This is a genomic window from Streptomyces sp. SS1-1, from assembly GCF_008973465.1.
Classification (GTDB): domain Bacteria; phylum Actinomycetota; class Actinomycetes; order Streptomycetales; family Streptomycetaceae; genus Streptomyces.
The window spans coordinates 3,743,289-3,758,310 of sequence record NZ_WBXN01000004.1 but is presented as its reverse complement, the minus strand read 5'-3'; the positions used below and the strand labels follow the sequence as shown (position 1 = coordinate 3,758,310).

13 protein-coding genes and 2 pseudogenes are annotated in these 15,022 nt (G+C 71.2%); 10 read left to right on the top strand and 5 right to left on the bottom strand.

All coding sequences use genetic code 11. The features are described 5' to 3' along the window. Positions 1-126 precede the first annotated feature (126 nt). The 3 genes from F8R89_RS18510 (at position 127) to metG (ending at position 4,473) form a co-directional block, all read left to right on the top strand. Positions 127-1,086, top strand: coding sequence for a LysR family transcriptional regulator (locus tag F8R89_RS18510; protein WP_151785014.1), 960 nt, complete (start codon positions 127-129; stop codon positions 1,084-1,086). A gap of 116 nt (positions 1,087-1,202) precedes the next feature. Continuing rightward, positions 1,203-2,588, top strand: a complete 1,386-nt coding sequence (locus F8R89_RS18505) for a VWA domain-containing protein (protein ID WP_151785013.1) — start codon at positions 1,203-1,205, stop codon at positions 2,586-2,588. Between the two features lie 175 nt (positions 2,589-2,763). Further along, positions 2,764-4,473 carry a methionine--tRNA ligase gene (gene metG, locus F8R89_RS18500; RefSeq protein WP_151785012.1) on the top strand — a complete coding sequence of 570 codons (1,710 nt, stop codon included), beginning with the start codon at positions 2,764-2,766 and terminating at the stop codon, positions 4,471-4,473. Here metG and F8R89_RS18495 read toward each other — a convergent pair. From F8R89_RS18495 to F8R89_RS18480, 3 genes and pseudogenes are all read right to left on the bottom strand, one after another. Then, on the bottom strand, positions 4,446-4,664 hold the full coding sequence (locus F8R89_RS18495) for a DUF397 domain-containing protein (RefSeq protein WP_151785011.1): 219 nt from the start codon (positions 4,662-4,664) through the stop codon (positions 4,446-4,448). The genes metG and F8R89_RS18495 overlap by 28 nt on opposite strands. Positions 4,665-4,731: 67 nt before the next feature. Next, a complete protein-coding gene (locus tag F8R89_RS18485; RefSeq protein WP_151785010.1) occupies positions 4,732-4,941 on the bottom strand; it encodes a DUF397 domain-containing protein in 210 nt (69 codons plus the stop codon). Next, a pseudogene (locus tag F8R89_RS18480) lies at positions 4,938-5,787 on the bottom strand (helix-turn-helix domain-containing protein). Before F8R89_RS18480 ends, F8R89_RS18485 begins: the two are co-directional and overlap by 4 nt. Positions 5,788-5,943: 156 nt before the next feature. Here F8R89_RS18480 and F8R89_RS18475 point away from each other — a divergent pair. The 6 genes and pseudogenes from F8R89_RS18475 (at position 5,944) to F8R89_RS18450 (ending at position 9,757) form a co-directional block, all read left to right on the top strand. Further along, positions 5,944-6,489, top strand: a complete 546-nt coding sequence (locus tag F8R89_RS18475) for an ATP-binding protein (RefSeq protein ID WP_151785009.1) — start codon at positions 5,944-5,946, stop codon at positions 6,487-6,489. A 156-nt stretch (positions 6,490-6,645) separates the two neighbouring features. Beyond that, positions 6,646-7,521 (top strand): helix-turn-helix domain-containing protein, encoded by an 876-nt coding sequence (locus F8R89_RS18470; protein WP_151785008.1) that lies wholly within the window; start codon positions 6,646-6,648, stop codon positions 7,519-7,521. A gap of 23 nt (positions 7,522-7,544) precedes the next feature. Continuing rightward, positions 7,545-8,017: pseudogene (locus F8R89_RS18465) on the top strand (Uma2 family endonuclease). A gap of 79 nt (positions 8,018-8,096) precedes the next feature. Beyond that, complete coding sequence (locus tag F8R89_RS18460) at positions 8,097-8,573, top strand: hypothetical protein (RefSeq protein WP_151785007.1); 477 nt, start codon at positions 8,097-8,099, stop codon at positions 8,571-8,573. Positions 8,574-8,610: 37 nt separating this feature from the next. Continuing rightward, complete coding sequence (locus tag F8R89_RS18455; protein WP_151785006.1) at positions 8,611-8,976, top strand: PH domain-containing protein; 366 nt, start codon at positions 8,611-8,613, stop codon at positions 8,974-8,976. Between the two features lie 19 nt (positions 8,977-8,995). Then, a complete protein-coding gene (locus F8R89_RS18450) occupies positions 8,996-9,757 on the top strand; it encodes a nucleotidyl transferase AbiEii/AbiGii toxin family protein (RefSeq protein ID WP_151785005.1) in 762 nt (253 codons plus the stop codon). A 75-nt stretch (positions 9,758-9,832) separates the two neighbouring features. Here the strand turns inward: F8R89_RS18450 and aspS are convergent, their stop codons facing one another. Then, positions 9,833-11,596 carry an aspartate--tRNA ligase gene (gene aspS / locus F8R89_RS18445; RefSeq protein ID WP_151785004.1) on the bottom strand — a complete coding sequence of 588 codons (1,764 nt, stop codon included), beginning with the start codon at positions 11,594-11,596 and terminating at the stop codon, positions 9,833-9,835. Between the two features lie 202 nt (positions 11,597-11,798). Between aspS and F8R89_RS18440 the strand changes: the two genes are divergently transcribed. Further along, positions 11,799-13,982, top strand: coding sequence for a SpoIIE family protein phosphatase (locus tag F8R89_RS18440; RefSeq protein WP_151785003.1), 2,184 nt, complete (start codon positions 11,799-11,801; stop codon positions 13,980-13,982). Here F8R89_RS18440 and F8R89_RS18435 read toward each other — a convergent pair. Then, positions 13,916-15,010, bottom strand: coding sequence for an AI-2E family transporter (locus F8R89_RS18435; protein ID WP_151785002.1), 1,095 nt, complete (start codon positions 15,008-15,010; stop codon positions 13,916-13,918). The two genes, F8R89_RS18440 and F8R89_RS18435, sit on opposite strands and share 67 nt — an antisense overlap. Between the last annotated feature and the right edge of the window lie 12 nt (positions 15,011-15,022).

Genomic DNA, 15,022 nt, shown 5'->3' with positions numbered 1-15,022 from the left:
TCCGAAAAGCCGCTGTGATGATGGCAATCGGCGATAGCACGGGCCTATCAGGGCCCCGATTCGCCGTGTTCGGAGGGGATTTGGGTGGCTGGTGAAACCAGTCCTTCCGCTTTAGTCTCCCCAGGCATGGAGCTCGAGGTGAGACACCTCCGCGCGCTGTGCGCGATAGCCGACACCGGCAGTCTGCACCGGGCCGCGCGGCAACTGGGCGTCGCCCAGCCATCGTTGAGCACACAACTGCGCCGCATCGAGCAGGAGCTGGGCGGCGAGCTGTTCCTGCGGGCCCGCACCGGCTGCCGGCCCACCCCGCTGGGCCGTCTCGTCCTCAGCCGCGCCCGCCCCCTGGTGTCCGAGATGCGCGCCCTCGTCACCGAGGCGCGGGCCGCCGCGCTGGGCGGCGCCACCCTGCGGGTCGGCTCGACCGCGAGCAAGGCCCTGGCGGGCTGGCTGCGGCGGCTGCGCGGTCACGGCCAGGACCCCAGCCTCCACATGAACGTCTCCCCCAACGCCCTGCTGCGCATGGTCGCCGACGGACAGCTGGACGTCGCCTTCGTGCACGAGGTGGAGGGCTGCCCCCTGCGCATCCCGCCGGAGCTGCGGCTGCGCGTGCTGATGGACCGCGAACCGCAGTTCGTGTCCCTGCCCGCCGACCACCCGGCCGCCGCCCGGCACGAGGTCGATCTGCGCGACCTCGCCGGGGACCGCTGGATGGTCGACCCCACCGTCGACGGCGAGTGGGACGCGGTCCAGCGGATGTTCCGGGCGGCCGGCGTCAGCCCGCAGGTCCTGCACGGCGACTACTACACCGCGGACGCCCTGGTGGCCACCGGCGAGGTCGTCACCGTCTGCCAGCCCACCCACGCCGACAGCCCCACCATGGCCGTACGCCGGCTGCGCGGCGACCCCCTCGGCGTACGGCTGCTGCTGGCCGCCCGCGCGGAGACCGACCTCGACGGCGTCTACCCCGCGCTGGAGGAGGCGTACTGGGAGGCGGCCCGGCAGGCACCGGCGTACCGGGACTGGCTGGAACACGACGGCGACCGGCGTCCGCCGCCCGTCCCGGCAGGCGGCTCGATGCGGCCTTGACGGGCGAAAGAGCTTGTGTTCACCCCTCCCCAAGATCACCACCAGGGGCCGCTAACCTTACGTGTCCGTCCTGGCCAGGGATCTACGGGCATCAACTCACGCGAAGGGTTGCGCACATGGGCATTCTCACTCTCCTGCGGAACGCGTTCGGCCGGTCACGCAAGGGGCGGACCGCCGAGGCGGAGGGTGCGACTCCTTCGCAGGAACCGCAGCCGACCGCCACGACGACGGTCCCGGAACAGCGCACGTCCGAGCCGACGCCTACGCCGGCGGCAGCGGAACCGGACGACAACGAGCACGACCTGGTGTCGGCGGCCTTCGACAACGTCACGGTCCCCAAGCAGACGCCTCCGGCGGCAGCTCAGCCGGAACCGGAGCCGGCGGCCGAGCCGACCCCGGAGCCCGAGCCGGAGCCGGAGCCGGTGGCCGAGGCGACCCCGGCCCCCGAGCCGGTGGCCGAGACGACCCCCGAGCCGGAGCCGGAGACCCCGAAGGCCGAGGAGCCGACCCCGGAGCCGGAGCCCGAGCCGGTGCCCGAGCCGGTGGCCGAGCCGGTGGCCGAGACGACCCCGGAGCCCGAGCCGGAGCCGGAGCCGGTCGCCGAGACCACCCCGGAGCCCGAGCCTGAGGCGGCCCCGGAGCCCGAGGCCGCGAAGGCCGAGGAGCAGCCGGAGCCCGTCACGGAGACGCAGCCCGAGGAACCGGCCGCAGCCGCCGACGACGAGGAAGCCCCACAGGGGCCACCGGCAGCCGACGACGAAAGCGTCACGGGTGGTGCGGGTGGGAACGAAAAGGCCGAAGGCGAAGCCGAGGCCGAGACCGCCGCCCCCACCGGCGGAGCCCAAGGCGAAGCCGAGGCCGAGACAGCCGTCCCCACAAACCTCCGTACCGCCCACACCGCCGCCGGCAAGGCACTCGCCACCCACAACCTCACCGGCACCCGCGCCAAGACCTACCTCGTCCTCGACCGCTCCGCCTCCATGCGCCCGTACTACAAGGACGGCTCCGCCCAGGCCCTCGCCGAGCAGACCCTCGCCCTCGCCGCCCACCTGGACGACAAGGACCCGACCGTCCACGTCGTCTTCTTCTCCACCGAACTCGACGGCACCGGCGACCTCACCCTCACCGAGCACGAGAACAAGATCGACGAGCTCCACGCCGCCCTCGGCCGCATGGGCCGTACCAGCTACCACGTGGCCGTCGAGGAGGTCGTCGCCCACCACGCCAAGACGGCCCCCGGCACCCCGGCCCTGGTCGTCTTCCAGACGGACGGCGCCCCCGACGCCAAGACCCCGGCCAACCAGGCCCTCACGGACGCGGCGAAGAAGCACCCGAACGTCTTCTTCTCGATCGTCGCCTTCGGAGACCCCGAGCAGAAGGCGTTCGACTACCTCCGCAAGCTGAAGACGGGCAACACCGCCACGTTCTTCGCGGGCGAGTCCCCCCTGGAGCTCACGGACGACCAGCTCTACGACGGCATCCTGTCGTCCTGGCGCCCGTAGGACCGCCGGACCCAGCTACAACCCGTAGGAAACCGAGCCGCCCGCTTCCCACCCCTCAGAACGGGAGACGGGCGGCTCGCCCATGTCGGCTACCATTTCAAGGTTCGAAAGTGACGGCAGCGGCCGCGGAACCCGGCACCCGTCACCCCACGTAACGACCTGGGAGCAGCCCGCGATGGCTCGACACCTCATCACCAGCGCCCTTCCGTACATCAACGGGATCAAGCACCTGGGCAACATGGTGGGGTCCATGCTCCCGGCGGACGTGTACTCCCGGTACCTCCGCCAGCGTGACCACGACGTCCTGTACATCTGCGCCACCGACGAGCACGGCACCCCCGCCGAGCTCGCCGCGAAGGAGCAGGGCCTCCCGGTGGCGGAGTTCTGCGCCCAGGCGCACGACGCGCAGAAGGCGGTCTACGACGGCTTCTCGCTCGCGTTCGACCACTTCGGCCGCAGCTCCAGCCAGGAGAACGTCGAGATCACCCAGCACTTCGCCCGCAAGCTGCACGAGAACGGCTTCATCGAAGAGCGCGCGATCCGCCAGGTCTACAGCCCGGCCGACGGCCGTTTCCTCCCGGACCGCTACGTCGAGGGCACCTGCCCGCACTGCGGCTACGACAAGGCCCGCGGCGACCAGTGCGAGAACTGCACGCGCGTCCTGGACCCGACCGACCTGATCGAGCCGCGCTCGGCGATCTCCGGCTCCACGGACCTGGAGGTCCGCGAGACCAAGCACCTCTTCCTCCTCCAGTCCAAGCTGCAGCACGAGGTCGCGGAGTGGGTGTCCCGTCACGACGGCGTCTGGCCGCACCTGGCCTCCTCGATCGCCCACAAGTGGCTGACGGAGGGCCTGCACGACCGGGCGATCACCCGTGACCTGGACTGGGGCGTGCCCGTCCCGGCCGACACCTGGCCGGAGCTGGCGGCCGAGGGCAAGGTCTTCTACGTGTGGTTCGACGCCCCGATCGAGTACCTCGGGTCGACGAAGGAGTGGGCCGACCAGGACCCGGAGAACCGGGACTGGAAGTCGTGGTGGTACGACGTCGACACCGACGTCCGCTACACGCAGTTCATGGCGAAGGACAACGTCCCCTTCCACACCGTGATGTTCCCGGCGACCGAGCTGGGCATCCGGGAGCCGTGGAAGAAGGTCGACTTCGTCAAGGCGTTCAACTGGCTGACGTACTACGGCGGCAAGTTCTCGACCTCCCAGAAGCGCGGTGTCTTCACCGACCAGGCGCTGGAGATCCTGCCCGCCGACTACTGGCGCTACTTCCTGATCGCCAACGCCCCCGAGTCGGACGACGCGTCGTTCACGTGGGAGCACTTCATCGCGACGGTGAACAAGGACCTCGCCGACACCCTGGGCAACTTCGTCAACCGCGTCCTGTCCTTCTCGAAGAAGCGCTTCGGCGAGGAGGTCCCGGCGGGCGGCGAGCCCGGTGAGGCGGAGACGAAGCTGGGCGAGCAGATCGCGGAGCTGCTCGCCGAGTACGAGTCGCACATGGAGTCGCTGCAGTTCCGCAAGGCGGCGGCGGCCCTGCGGGCGCTGTGGTCGGCGGGCAACTCCTACCTGGAGGAGAAGGCCCCCTGGCTGGAGATCAAGACCGACAAGGACGCGGCGGCGCTGACGCTGCGCACGGCGATGAACCTGATCCACCTGTACGCGGTGGTGTCGGAGCCGTTCATCCCGACGACGTCGAAGGCCATGCGTCAGGCGTTCTCCCTGCCGGACGACACGGCGACCTGGGTGACCCCGGACGAGGCCAGGTCCCTGACCGCCGTCCCGGTCGGCACCCCCTTCATCGTCCCGCCGGTCCTCTTCGCCAAGCTGACGGACGACGACCTGGAGCTCTACAAGGAGCGCTTCGGCGGCGAGTAGTCCGACGCCGGCCACCCCACGAAGCCGGCCCACGCCCGCGCCCCGAGCGCGAGGCGGGGGCCGGCTTCGCCGTACTTGGAGTCCCGGACGTGCACGGCGCCGGGGGCAAGGGCGAGCTCGACACAGGAGTTGCCGTCCGTGCCGCTGCTGTAGCTGCTCTTGAACCACACCAACTCGGTCTCACGGTTCATGTCTCTCCCGCACTCGCTCGATCAGGGCCGACAACTCTTCGGTAGGGACCTTGGCCGAACGTCCCTGTCAGCGCCCCGCGGCGAACGCCACGAAAGCCGCCCAGGCCCGCGGGGCGAGGCCGAGGCGTGGCCCATCGACGTCCTTGGAATCACGGACGTGAACAGCGCCCGGGGAAGTAGCGAGCTCGACGCAGGACTCGCCGTCAGTGCCGCCGCTGTAACTGCTCTTGAACCACGTCAGTTCGGAGGCGCCCACGGCTGATGCTTTGTGGATCATGTGTCTCCCAGCAGTTGCTCGATGAAGGCCAGCGACTCCCTCGACGAGAGAGCCTGCGCCCGGATGGTGCCATACCGCAGCTCAAGGATGCGGAGCTGCTTCGGGTCGGTGATCGGCCGCCCGTTGAACGCGCCGTCAGACCGGCCCGCCGCCGCACCGTCCGGGAATTTCAGCAACTCGATCCTGCCGTCCAGGCCGGGATGGGGCTCGGTGTTCGTCGGCATGACCTGAAGCGTGACGTAGTGCAACCGCCCCACCTCCAACAGACGTTCGAGTTGCCGCCGCCACACCATTGTGCCCCCGACCCGCCGACGCAGTGGGGCCTCTTCCAGGACGAAGTGGATCGACGGAGCCGGGTCCCGGTCGAAGACCGATTGCCTGGCCAGCCGCGCGGCCACCATGCGCTCGACGTCGTCCAGCGAGTAGGGCGGCTGCGCTGCCTTGATGACCGCCCGAGCGTGCTCCGGTGTCTGCAGCAGACCGGCGATGATGTTGCACTCGTACACCCCGATCTCCACCGCCCGCGCCTCCATCTGCGCCAGATCCCGGACCTTCTTGGGATACCGGACCTTCGCCACGTCCTCCTTCATCGCCGCGAGCAGCCCACCCGCCCCCAGCACCTCGTCCGCTCTGTCCAGATACTCCTGCCGGGGAATCCGCTTCCCGCTCTCGATCTTGTAGACGAGGTCCTCGCCGCCCCACCGCCCTGCCGAACTCCCCGGCCCGCATCCCCACCGCCTCGCGCCGGAGCTTCAACTGCCGTCCCACGGTGGCGACCACGGCCACGCCCCACTCGTCGTCCGGGTCGACCTCCCACCCCAGCTCGTCGGCCTCCGTCCTCAGCATGCGCACCCCTCCGTCGTCCCGCCTCGTACCAGCGACGCCCTACCCGTGCGCAACGACCCGACAGGCCCGGACAGCACCGGACAACGACCGGACAGTCACCGTACGCAACCGCGGCGTCACTCCCCACGGTAGGTGTGGTCGGCCACGCTGAGTGACGTGACTCAGAAGCTCGTCGCCCCCGAACACGCCATCCGCAACTTCAGCGTCCTGCTGTCCCCGACACCCCGCGGCGCCCGCCTCGCCCGCCTGCTCGCCACCCAGCAACTCCTGGCCTGGGGACTGCCATTAGACCCGGCCCAGCTCATCGTGGCCGAGCTGGCGAACAACGCGGCCACCCACGGACGCGTCCCCGGACGGAACTTCCAGCTCCTGCTCTACGTGGTCGGGGGGACGCTCCGCATCGAGGTCACGGACACGCGCGGTGACGATATTCCGTGCCACCGGCGCCCCGACCCGACCGCCGAGTCAGGTCGTGGCCTGACCCTCGTGGCCGCCCTCGCCGACCGCTGGGGCGTCACCCGCAGCCTGCCACCCCGCAAGACCGTCTGGGCCGAGGTCACCCTCGCCACCGATGAGCCACCGGAACGTGAAGACCCACACTCCGGTCCCACCTGCGGTCCCTATGAACCACCCACCAGGGAGAAAGCACCCCGCCAAGCCCCACCCCTCCCTCCCGCCGGGCAAACTCACTCCCGCGAGTGAATATGCCCAAGTGGGCTGGATCTGGGCCCGGTTGCCTGCCTTACGCTCAGCGCCAGCAGCACCAGCACACGACAACCCCCAGACATGCGACGGCCCTCGCCGGGACTGGCACTCCCAAGGCGAGGGCCTGACCACCGAGGAAGAAACGGCTTCCCGATGGACACCGAAAACCCTAGCGCGCCCGCGCGCCCCCAGTCCCGTATCCCGGGCAAGAACCACCCCGACGGGCACCGGATCGCCGGCGTCGTCCACGACCACGTCCGCCACACCGAGAACTTCACGGTGATCGGCAACGACCTGGCCCAGCACCAGGACCTGTCCCTGCTCGCCATCGGACTGGCCTGCTACATCCAGTCGGTGCGGCGAGGGACCGCCGTCGACATCAAGACCCTCGCCGCCCGCTTCCCCGAGGGCCCCACCCGGATCGCCGCCGCCCTGCGGGAACTCGAGACGCACGGCTACCTGCGGCGCACCCGCGAGCGCACGGCCACCGGCCGGATCATCACCCGCACGGTCTCCTGCAACCGGCCGGGCCACCGGGGCTCCCGCGAGCAGACCACCCGCAGGCCCGCCCGGCGCACGTCCCCCGAGGAACCCGCGCCCCGCAAGCGGCTGCCCGCCGTACCCCAGCCGTCGCGCCCCTGGAGCGCCCTGCTCCAGCAAGCCGTCGACGTCCTGTCCGTCCTGCGCCGCCACGACCCGCGCCTGCTCCTGTCCGCCACCGACGCCGAACACCTCGCCCCCGGCGTCGCCGCCTGGCTGGAGCGCGACGTCGCCCCCACCGCCGTACGCCACGCCCTCACCGAGAACCTGCCGAACGAGCCCCTGATCCGCCCGGCCGCCCTCCTGGCCCACCGCCTGACCGCCCAACTCCCACCCCCGCCCCCGGTCAGGCCCCCGGCCGCACCGGCCCCCGAGCCCCGCCACCCCCTCCAGACCTGCGAAGGCTGCGACCGAGCCTTCCGCGCCCCCACCCCAGGCCACTGCCGCGACTGCCGCTCCGCTCGACAAGCCGAAGGGTGCCTCGCATGACAGCGACGCTCCTGTACCGGGCCATGCGCGACTTCGTGGAGTTCACGGACGGCACCCTGCCGGGCAGGTTCGAGATCACCAAGGAAGGCATCGTCCTCGACATGAGGGCATCGAGATGGTGCCGGAAGGCATCATGCGCCGCCCCGACCTCATGGTGATCGCCGAGGCCGACATGGAGGGACAGGGGTCCTTCGATCCCCGCACGCTCATCGCCGCCGTCGAGATCGTCTCCCGCTCCAACCCGGACAACGACTGGGTCACCAAGCTGCGTGACTACCCCCTCATCGGCGTCCCCGTCTATGCGATCTTCGATCCCCGCACGGGTGAGGGTGCCGTCCTCAGCGACATCCACGCCACCTCCGACGGCCCGCGCTACGCCACCCGCAAGGACTTCGTCTACGGCGAGGACGTCACCATCGCCGGCTGGACGATCTCCACGGAGGGACTTCCCCGCTACGAGGAAGGACCCGAGACCCACACCAACTCGGGACCATAAAGAACAATCGCCCCATCACTCGGCAACGATCGGACCCCACCGCCACCACCACCCCCGGAACGACCGTATGGTTTTCGCCATGGCAGTCCCAGAGGTCATTCCGATCGCCTACGAGCCCCACGGCCGCACCGAGGCGATCGGCTGTTACGAAGACGGGCAGTTCATGGGGTCCGTCACCTACGCCTTCCCCAAGGGCTTCGAGCTCGGTCCCGGGTGGGAAGAACAGAAACGCCTCTACGCGGTGCTGCACACCTTCGAGACCGACGGGACGTACCGCGACTCGGAGATCTGGTGCGCGGGCACCTGGGCCGAGCAGCAGCGCGACCCCGACGGCCCGGACTCGGTGCTCTCCCGGGCCCGCGTGCACCTCGCGACCCGGCTGCGCGGCCTCCCGCGGCGCACGTACACGAACATCGCCGTACGGCCCTTCCAACTGACCGTCGACAACGTCCTGTTCGGCCTGGTGACCGGAGAGGACGACGGGGAGGGCTGGGCCGAGCTGTACCCGGACCACCTGGGCTTCGGCGAGCCGTGGGACGGCTCCTACGACACCTGATCCCCTACGATGGCTGGCCTACCAAGGGGGGCCATCCATGGCACTGTTCGGCAACGCGCACACGATCGACCAGGGGCAGGCGCAGCAGGACTACGCGCGGCTGCTGGGGCACGGCGAGCAGGTGCACGCCGCGTATCTGCTGATACGGGACACCATCCTGTTCACCGACCGCCGGCTGATCCTGGTCGACAAGCAGGGGATCACCGGGAAGAAGGTGGAGTACCACTCCATCCCGTACCGCAGCATCACGCACTTCGCGGTGGAGACGGCCGGCACGTTCGACCTCGACGCCGAGCTGAAGATCTGGGTGTCGGGCAACTCCGTCCCGATCGAGAAGACGTTCACCAAGGGCGTCGACATCTACGAGGTGCAGGCGATCCTGACGCAGTTCGTCGCCAAGTAAGGACCATAATCGGCGGATCATGATCCCCAGCCGCCGCCATCTCACCGACGACGTCCTGACCGTGGGCGCCCGCTACGCGCTCGTCCTCGCCGGCGAGTGCGCCGTACGCGCCCACGGGCTCGCCCCCGACCCGCGGCGGGAGGCACCCCCGCGCGCGCAGGCGCTGGAACTGCCGGGCGCGGAGGACCACCGGCGCCGGCGCGGGCCGCGCCGCCCGCGTCCGGTGGAGGTCGCCACGCAGACCGCCGAACCCATGGACCGGGTCGCGGCCGTGCTGCGCGCCGGTCTCGCCGAACGCGGCTGGGAGGTCCGCCCGGTGGAGACCGACCCGCTGTCGGCGCGGCTGCTCGTCACGGACCCGGACACCGGCGAGGACCGCACGGTCGACGTCGTCAAGGAGACCCTCTGGCGGCCTCCGGTCACCACCGACCTGGGCCCGGCGCTCGCCCTGGAGGACGTCATCGGCACGAAGGTCCGCGCCCTGGCCGACCGGGGCACCGCCCGGGACGTCGTCGACGTGTACCTGGCCGCGCCCGGCTGGACCTTCCCCGACCTGGAGGAGCAGGGCCGCCGGCACGCCTGGGACGCGTTCGACCCCGCCGACCTGCAGTCCCGTCTGGAGGCGACGGACCTCCTGGACGACCGGGAGTTCACCGCCCGGGGACTCCCCGAGGACGCCGCGCCGGCGCTGCGCCGCTGGATCCGGGCCTGGGCCGACGACATCGCCGAGCGCCTGCTGGAGGAAGAGGCCCTCCGGCCGCCTCCCGAGCCCGAGGAATGACCGGAGGGCATCCACGACGAAGGGCGGTGGCCCGGACCCTGTCGGTTCCGGGCCACCGCCCTTCGTGCGTTCCGCCTACTTCGGCTGGGGCTTGCGCACCGACAGGTGCAGCTCCTTCAGCCGGGCCTCCTCCAGCTCCGTCGGCGCGCCCATCATCAGGTCCTGGGCGTTGCCGTTGAGCGGGAAGGCGATCGTCTCGCGGATGTTCGGCTCGTCGGCGAGGAGCATCACGATGCGGTCGACGCCGGGGGCGATGCCGCCGTGCGGCGGGGCGCCGAAGCGGAAGGCGCGCAGCATGCCGGCGAACTTCTCCTCGACCGTCTCGCGGTCGTAGCCGGCGATCTCGAACGCCTTGAGCATGATCTCCGGCTCGTGGTTCCGGATCGCGCCGGAGGACAGCTCGACGCCGTTGCAGACGATGTCGTACTGCCAGCCGAGGATGTCCAGCGGGTCCTGGGTCTCCAGGGCCTCCAGGCCGCCCTGCGGCATCGAGAAGGGGTTGTGCGAGAAGTCGATCGCGCCGGTCTCCTCGTCCTTCTCGTACATCGGGAAGTCGACGATCCAGCAGAAGCGGAAGACGTTCTCCTCGAAGTGGCCGGCGCGCTTGGCGGCCTCGACGCGGACCGCGCCCATGATCTTCGAGACCTCGTCGAACTCGCCGGCGCCGAAGAACACCGCGTGGCCGGGGGCCAGCGCGAGGCGCTTGGTCAGCTCGGCGACGTTCTCCTCGGTGAGGAACTTGGCGATCGGGCCGGTCAGCGAGCCGTCCTCGCCGACGCGCACCCAGGCCAGGCCCTTCGCGCCCTGCGAGACCGCGTAGTCGCCGAGCTGGTCGAAGAACTTGCGGGGCTGGCCGGAGACGTCCGGCACCGGCAGCGCGCGCACGTGCTTGCCGGCGAACGCCTTGAACTCCGAGCCCTCGAAGACGTCGGTGATGTCGACCAGTTCGAGCTGGGCCCGCAGGTCCGGCTTGTCGGAGCCGTACTTGAGCATCGCCTCGCGGAACGGGATGCGCGGGAACGGCGAGGTGACGTGGCGGCCGTTGCCGAACTCCTCGAACAGCTCGGTCATGAGCTTCTCGATCGGCTGGAAGACGTCCTCCTGCTCGACGAAGCTCATCTCGACGTCGAGCTGGTAGAACTCGCCCGGCGAGCGGTCGGCGCGGGCGTCCTCGTCGCGGAAGCAGGGCGCGATCTGGAAGTAGCGGTCGAAGCCCGAGATCATCAGCAGCTGCTTGAACTGCTGCGGCGCCTGCGGCAGGGCGTAGAACTTGCCCGGGTGCAGACGGGACGGGACGACGAAGTCACGCGCGCCCTCGGGGGAGGTCGCCGACAGGATCGGCGTCGCCATCTCGTTGAAGCCGAGGGCGACCATCTTCGAGCGGATCGAGGCGATGACCGACGACCGCAGCATGATGTTCTTGTGCATGCGCTCGCGGCGCAGGTCGAGGAAGCGGTACTCCAGGCGCCGCTCCTCGTTCACCCCGTCCTCGGCGTTGATCGTGAACGGCAGCGGGGCGGCGGCGCCGAGCAGCTCGACCTCGCCGACCTCGACCTCGATCTCACCGGTGGGCAGGTCGGGGTTGACGTTCTCGGCGCCGCGGGAGACGACTCTGCCGTCGACGCGGACCGTGGACTCCTTGGAGACCTTGTCCAGGGCCTCGTAGGCGGGGGTGCCGGGGCGGGCCACGAGCTGCGTGATGCCGTAGTGGTCGCGCAGATCGATGAAGAGGATGCCGCCCAGGTCGCGCCGATTGTGCAGCCAGCCACTCAGCCGGACGTCGGTGCCGACGTCAGAGGAGCGGAGCTCGCCGCAGGTGTGGGACCTGTACCGATGCATCGTCGTTCATCCAGTCTTCGCGGATCGGGGGCGTGGTTCCCGTGAAGGAGAGGCTTTGTTTCACGTGAAACTCCCCCCAAGCCTACCGGGCAGCCCATGATCGCCTCCCCACCGTTTCCCCGCGCCCCGGGCCCCGGCGGGCGGACGGGGGCCCGCACCGCTTCGGTGGCACGGTCCGATCGGCTCTTCTTACAGTGGGGCCATGCGTACGGGTGAGGCCCTGCCCGCCGTGGAGGAGGTCCTCACCGTCCTCGCGACGGGGCTGTGGCACTGGGACACGGACACGGGGCTGGTCACGGTCGACGCGGAGGCGGCACGCCTGCTCGGGCTGCCCGCCGAGACTCGCACGCTCAGCCAGGCCCAGGTCCGCTCACGCCTGCATCCGGTGGACTGGAACGAGATCACGTCCGTCATCCAGCTGGCGGTGGCCGAGGGCACGCTCGGCGAGGTGCGCGTACGGATCATGGACGACCAGGGACGGGTCGTCCGGGTCGCGCGCAGCCGCTTCCACGCCGCCTTCGACCGGGAGAAGCACGCCTACGAGGTGACCGGCTCCCTCCAGGAGGTCACCGAACCGGCGCCGGGCACCTCCTCGCAGCGCACCGCCGTCACCGGTGACTGGCGGCGCTCCCGGGAGGCGTTCCTGCTGGACGCGGGCCGGGCGCTGGCGGAGGCCCGCTCCACGTCGGAGGTGCTGCGGGTCGCGGCGGGCCTGGCCATGCCGGGGTTCTCCCCGGACGGGCTCGCGGTGTTCGGCGTCACGGGCGACCGGCTGACAATCATCGGCCACCACGGCCACGCGCCCGGCGACGAGGACCCCTTCAAGGATCTGACGCTGGACTCCGACTACCCGGCCGCCGAGGTGGTCCGCACCGGCCGGGCCGTCTATCTGTCCTCCCCCGAGCAGTACAAGGAGCGCTATCCGGCGACCTGGCCCCTGGCCGCGCACTTCGACCGCCGGTCCTGGGCGTTCCTGCCGCTGATCGTGGCCGGCCGCACGATGGGCGCCTGGATGGCCGCCTTCGCCTATCCGGTCGCCTTCACCCCCGACGAGCGCTCGGTGCTCACGACGGTCGCCCGCATGCTCGCCCAGGCCCTGTCCCGGGCCGAGGCCGCCGAGTCCGCGCGCGAGCTGACGGACGGTCTCCAGCGGTCCATGCTGCCCCGGCTGGGCCCCGAGATACCGGGCATGACCGTCGCCGCGCGCTATGTCCCGACCGGCGGGGGACTCCAGGTCGGCGGCGACTGGTACGACATGATCCCGCTGCCCGGCGGGCCGTCCACCGGCGGCGGCCGCTTCGCCCTGGTCATCGGCGATGTGCAGGGCCACGACGTCCGGGCGGCCGGGCTGATGGGCCAGCTGCGGATCGCCCTGCGCGCCTATGCCTCCGAGGGCCACCGCCCCGACGCCGTGCTGTCCCGCGCCTCCCGCTTCCTGCACGGCATGACGTTCGGCTCCCCCGACGAGGACCCGGCCGCACCGCGCTTCGCGACCTGTCTGTACGTGGAGGTCGATCCGGCGACCGGCCGGCTGGAGATCGCGCGGGCCGGGCACCCCGACCCGGCCATCCGGATGGCCGACGGCACGGTGCTGCACCGCCCGACGGCCGGCGGTCTGCCGCTCGGCATCGACCCGGACGCCGACTACCCGACGACCACGATCGCGCTCGGCCCCGGCGAGACCATGCTGATCTGCACGGACGGCCTGATCGAGACCGGCGGCCACGACCTGGACACCGGCTGGGGCCGTATCCGTACGGTCCTGGAGGGCCACGACGGCGATCTGGAGGGACTGGCCGACGCGCTCGTGCAGGCCGTGCACGGCCCGTCCTCCCACCACACCACCGGTCCGCTCGCCGACCGGCGGGAGGACGACATCGCGGTGCTGCTGCTGCACCGGACGTGCGAGGACACGGCCGGTACGCGGGCCGCCGCACGGGCCGCCGTGCGCCGCACGATGATGTCGGTGGCCCAGGCCGAGCCGGAGCGCGTGGCGGTGGCCCGCCAGCAGCTGCGGGAGCTGCTGCACGACTGGCCGGTCCCCGACCACGTCGACTCGGCGGTGCTGCTGCTGTCGGAGACGCTGACCAACGTCCTCGTGCACACGGACGCGGACGCCCTGTTCCTGGCCGAGGTGCGGGGCGGGCCGGGGGGCCGCCGGCTGCGGGTGGAGGTGTCCGACACCAGTGACGACCTGCCGCACGTGCGCCGGCCCGGGGAGCTGGCGTCGTCCGGGCGGGGCCTGGTCCTGATCGAGCTTCTGGCGCACGCCTGGGGGGTGGACCCCCGGGGCGAGGGCAAGTCCATCTGGTTCGAGCTCTACGAGTCCGGTGGCGGCGACGGCTCCGGGACGGCGGTGGCGCCGGGCGGGTCGGGGCGGGCGTAACGCTCCCTCAGCTCATGGGCGACGCCGGTGGCGGCGGCCGTCAGGGGCACGGCGAGCAGCATCCCGAGGATGCCGGCGACGGAGGCGCCCGCGGTGATCGTCACCATGACGACGGCCGGGTGCATCTGGACCGTGCGGCTCTGGATCATCGGGGTCAGCACATGCCCTTCCAGTTGCTGCACGGCGAGCACGATGCCGAGGACCCACAGCGCGATGACGAACCCCCGGTCGGCAAGCGCGACGAGGACGGCGACGGCACCGGAGATGAAGGCGCCCAGATAGGGGATGTACGCCCCGATGAAGACGAGCGCGCCCAGCCCGACCGCGCCCGGCACGTCGAGGATCAGCAGGCCGACGGTGATGCAGACGGCGTCGATGAGGGCGATGAAGGTGGTCCCGCGCATGAACCCCTCGACGGCCCGGAAGGCCCGCCGGGCCATGGCCTCGGTGAGGTCGCCGCTGTGCCGGGGCACCAGGGAGCGCAGCGCGCCGGCCGCCCGGTGGGAGTCGCGCAGGAAGAAGAAGACGAGCAGCAGCGCGAGCACGCCGATCGCGATGCTCTCGCCGACCACGCTGACCCCGCTGATGACACCGGAGGCGGCGGTCCCGCCGAACTTGGAGAGCAGTTCGCGGGAGTTGCCGGCGAGGTCGTCCAGCGAGGTCCCGGCGGGTCCGAAGCGCCGGGTGAGGTCGCGTCCGGCGTGCCGGAGCGAGGCGACGATCTCGTCGCCGCTCTCCACGACGGCGGCGGCGACGATGTAGACGGCCCCGCCGACCACGGCGACCACGGCGACACAGGTGAGTCCGGCGGCCAGGGACCGGTTCACGCCCGCCTTGACCAGCCGCCGGTGCAGCGGGCCGAGCAGGGCCGTCCCGAGCAGGGCGAGCAGGACGGGCACGACCGCAGTGCTCAGCTCCACCGTCAGCAGGATGCCGACGTAGACGACTCCGGCGACGAGCAGGACGACGGCGCACCAGGCGGCGAGCCGCCGGACGGGCTCGGGCAGCAACGGGGTGGGGGCCTGCACGCCTCCAGCGGA

Bases quoted from the DNA above. Each gene is read 5' to 3' on its own strand.
- F8R89_RS18460 (WP_151785007.1), top strand. From the start codon at position 8,097: ATGGCAGTCCCAGAGGTCATTCCGATCGCCTACGAGCCCCACGGCCGC.
- F8R89_RS18470 (WP_151785008.1), top strand. From the start codon at position 6,646: ATGGACACCGAAAACCCTAGCGCGCCCGCGCGCCCCCAGTCCCGTATC.
- F8R89_RS18510 (WP_151785014.1), top strand. From the start codon at position 127: ATGGAGCTCGAGGTGAGACACCTCCGCGCGCTGTGCGCGATAGCCGAC.
- F8R89_RS18440 (WP_151785003.1), top strand. From the start codon at position 11,799: ATGCGTACGGGTGAGGCCCTGCCCGCCGTGGAGGAGGTCCTCACCGTC.
- F8R89_RS18495 (WP_151785011.1), bottom strand. From the start codon at position 4,664: ATGAACCGTGAGACCGAGTTGGTGTGGTTCAAGAGCAGCTACAGCAGC.
- F8R89_RS18450 (WP_151785005.1), top strand. From the start codon at position 8,996: ATGATCCCCAGCCGCCGCCATCTCACCGACGACGTCCTGACCGTGGGC.
- aspS (WP_151785004.1), bottom strand. From the start codon at position 11,596: ATGCATCGGTACAGGTCCCACACCTGCGGCGAGCTCCGCTCCTCTGAC.
- metG (WP_151785012.1), top strand. From the start codon at position 2,764: ATGGCTCGACACCTCATCACCAGCGCCCTTCCGTACATCAACGGGATC.
- F8R89_RS18485 (WP_151785010.1), bottom strand. From the start codon at position 4,941: ATGATCCACAAAGCATCAGCCGTGGGCGCCTCCGAACTGACGTGGTTC.
- F8R89_RS18505 (WP_151785013.1), top strand. From the start codon at position 1,203: ATGGGCATTCTCACTCTCCTGCGGAACGCGTTCGGCCGGTCACGCAAG.
- F8R89_RS18455 (WP_151785006.1), top strand. From the start codon at position 8,611: ATGGCACTGTTCGGCAACGCGCACACGATCGACCAGGGGCAGGCGCAG.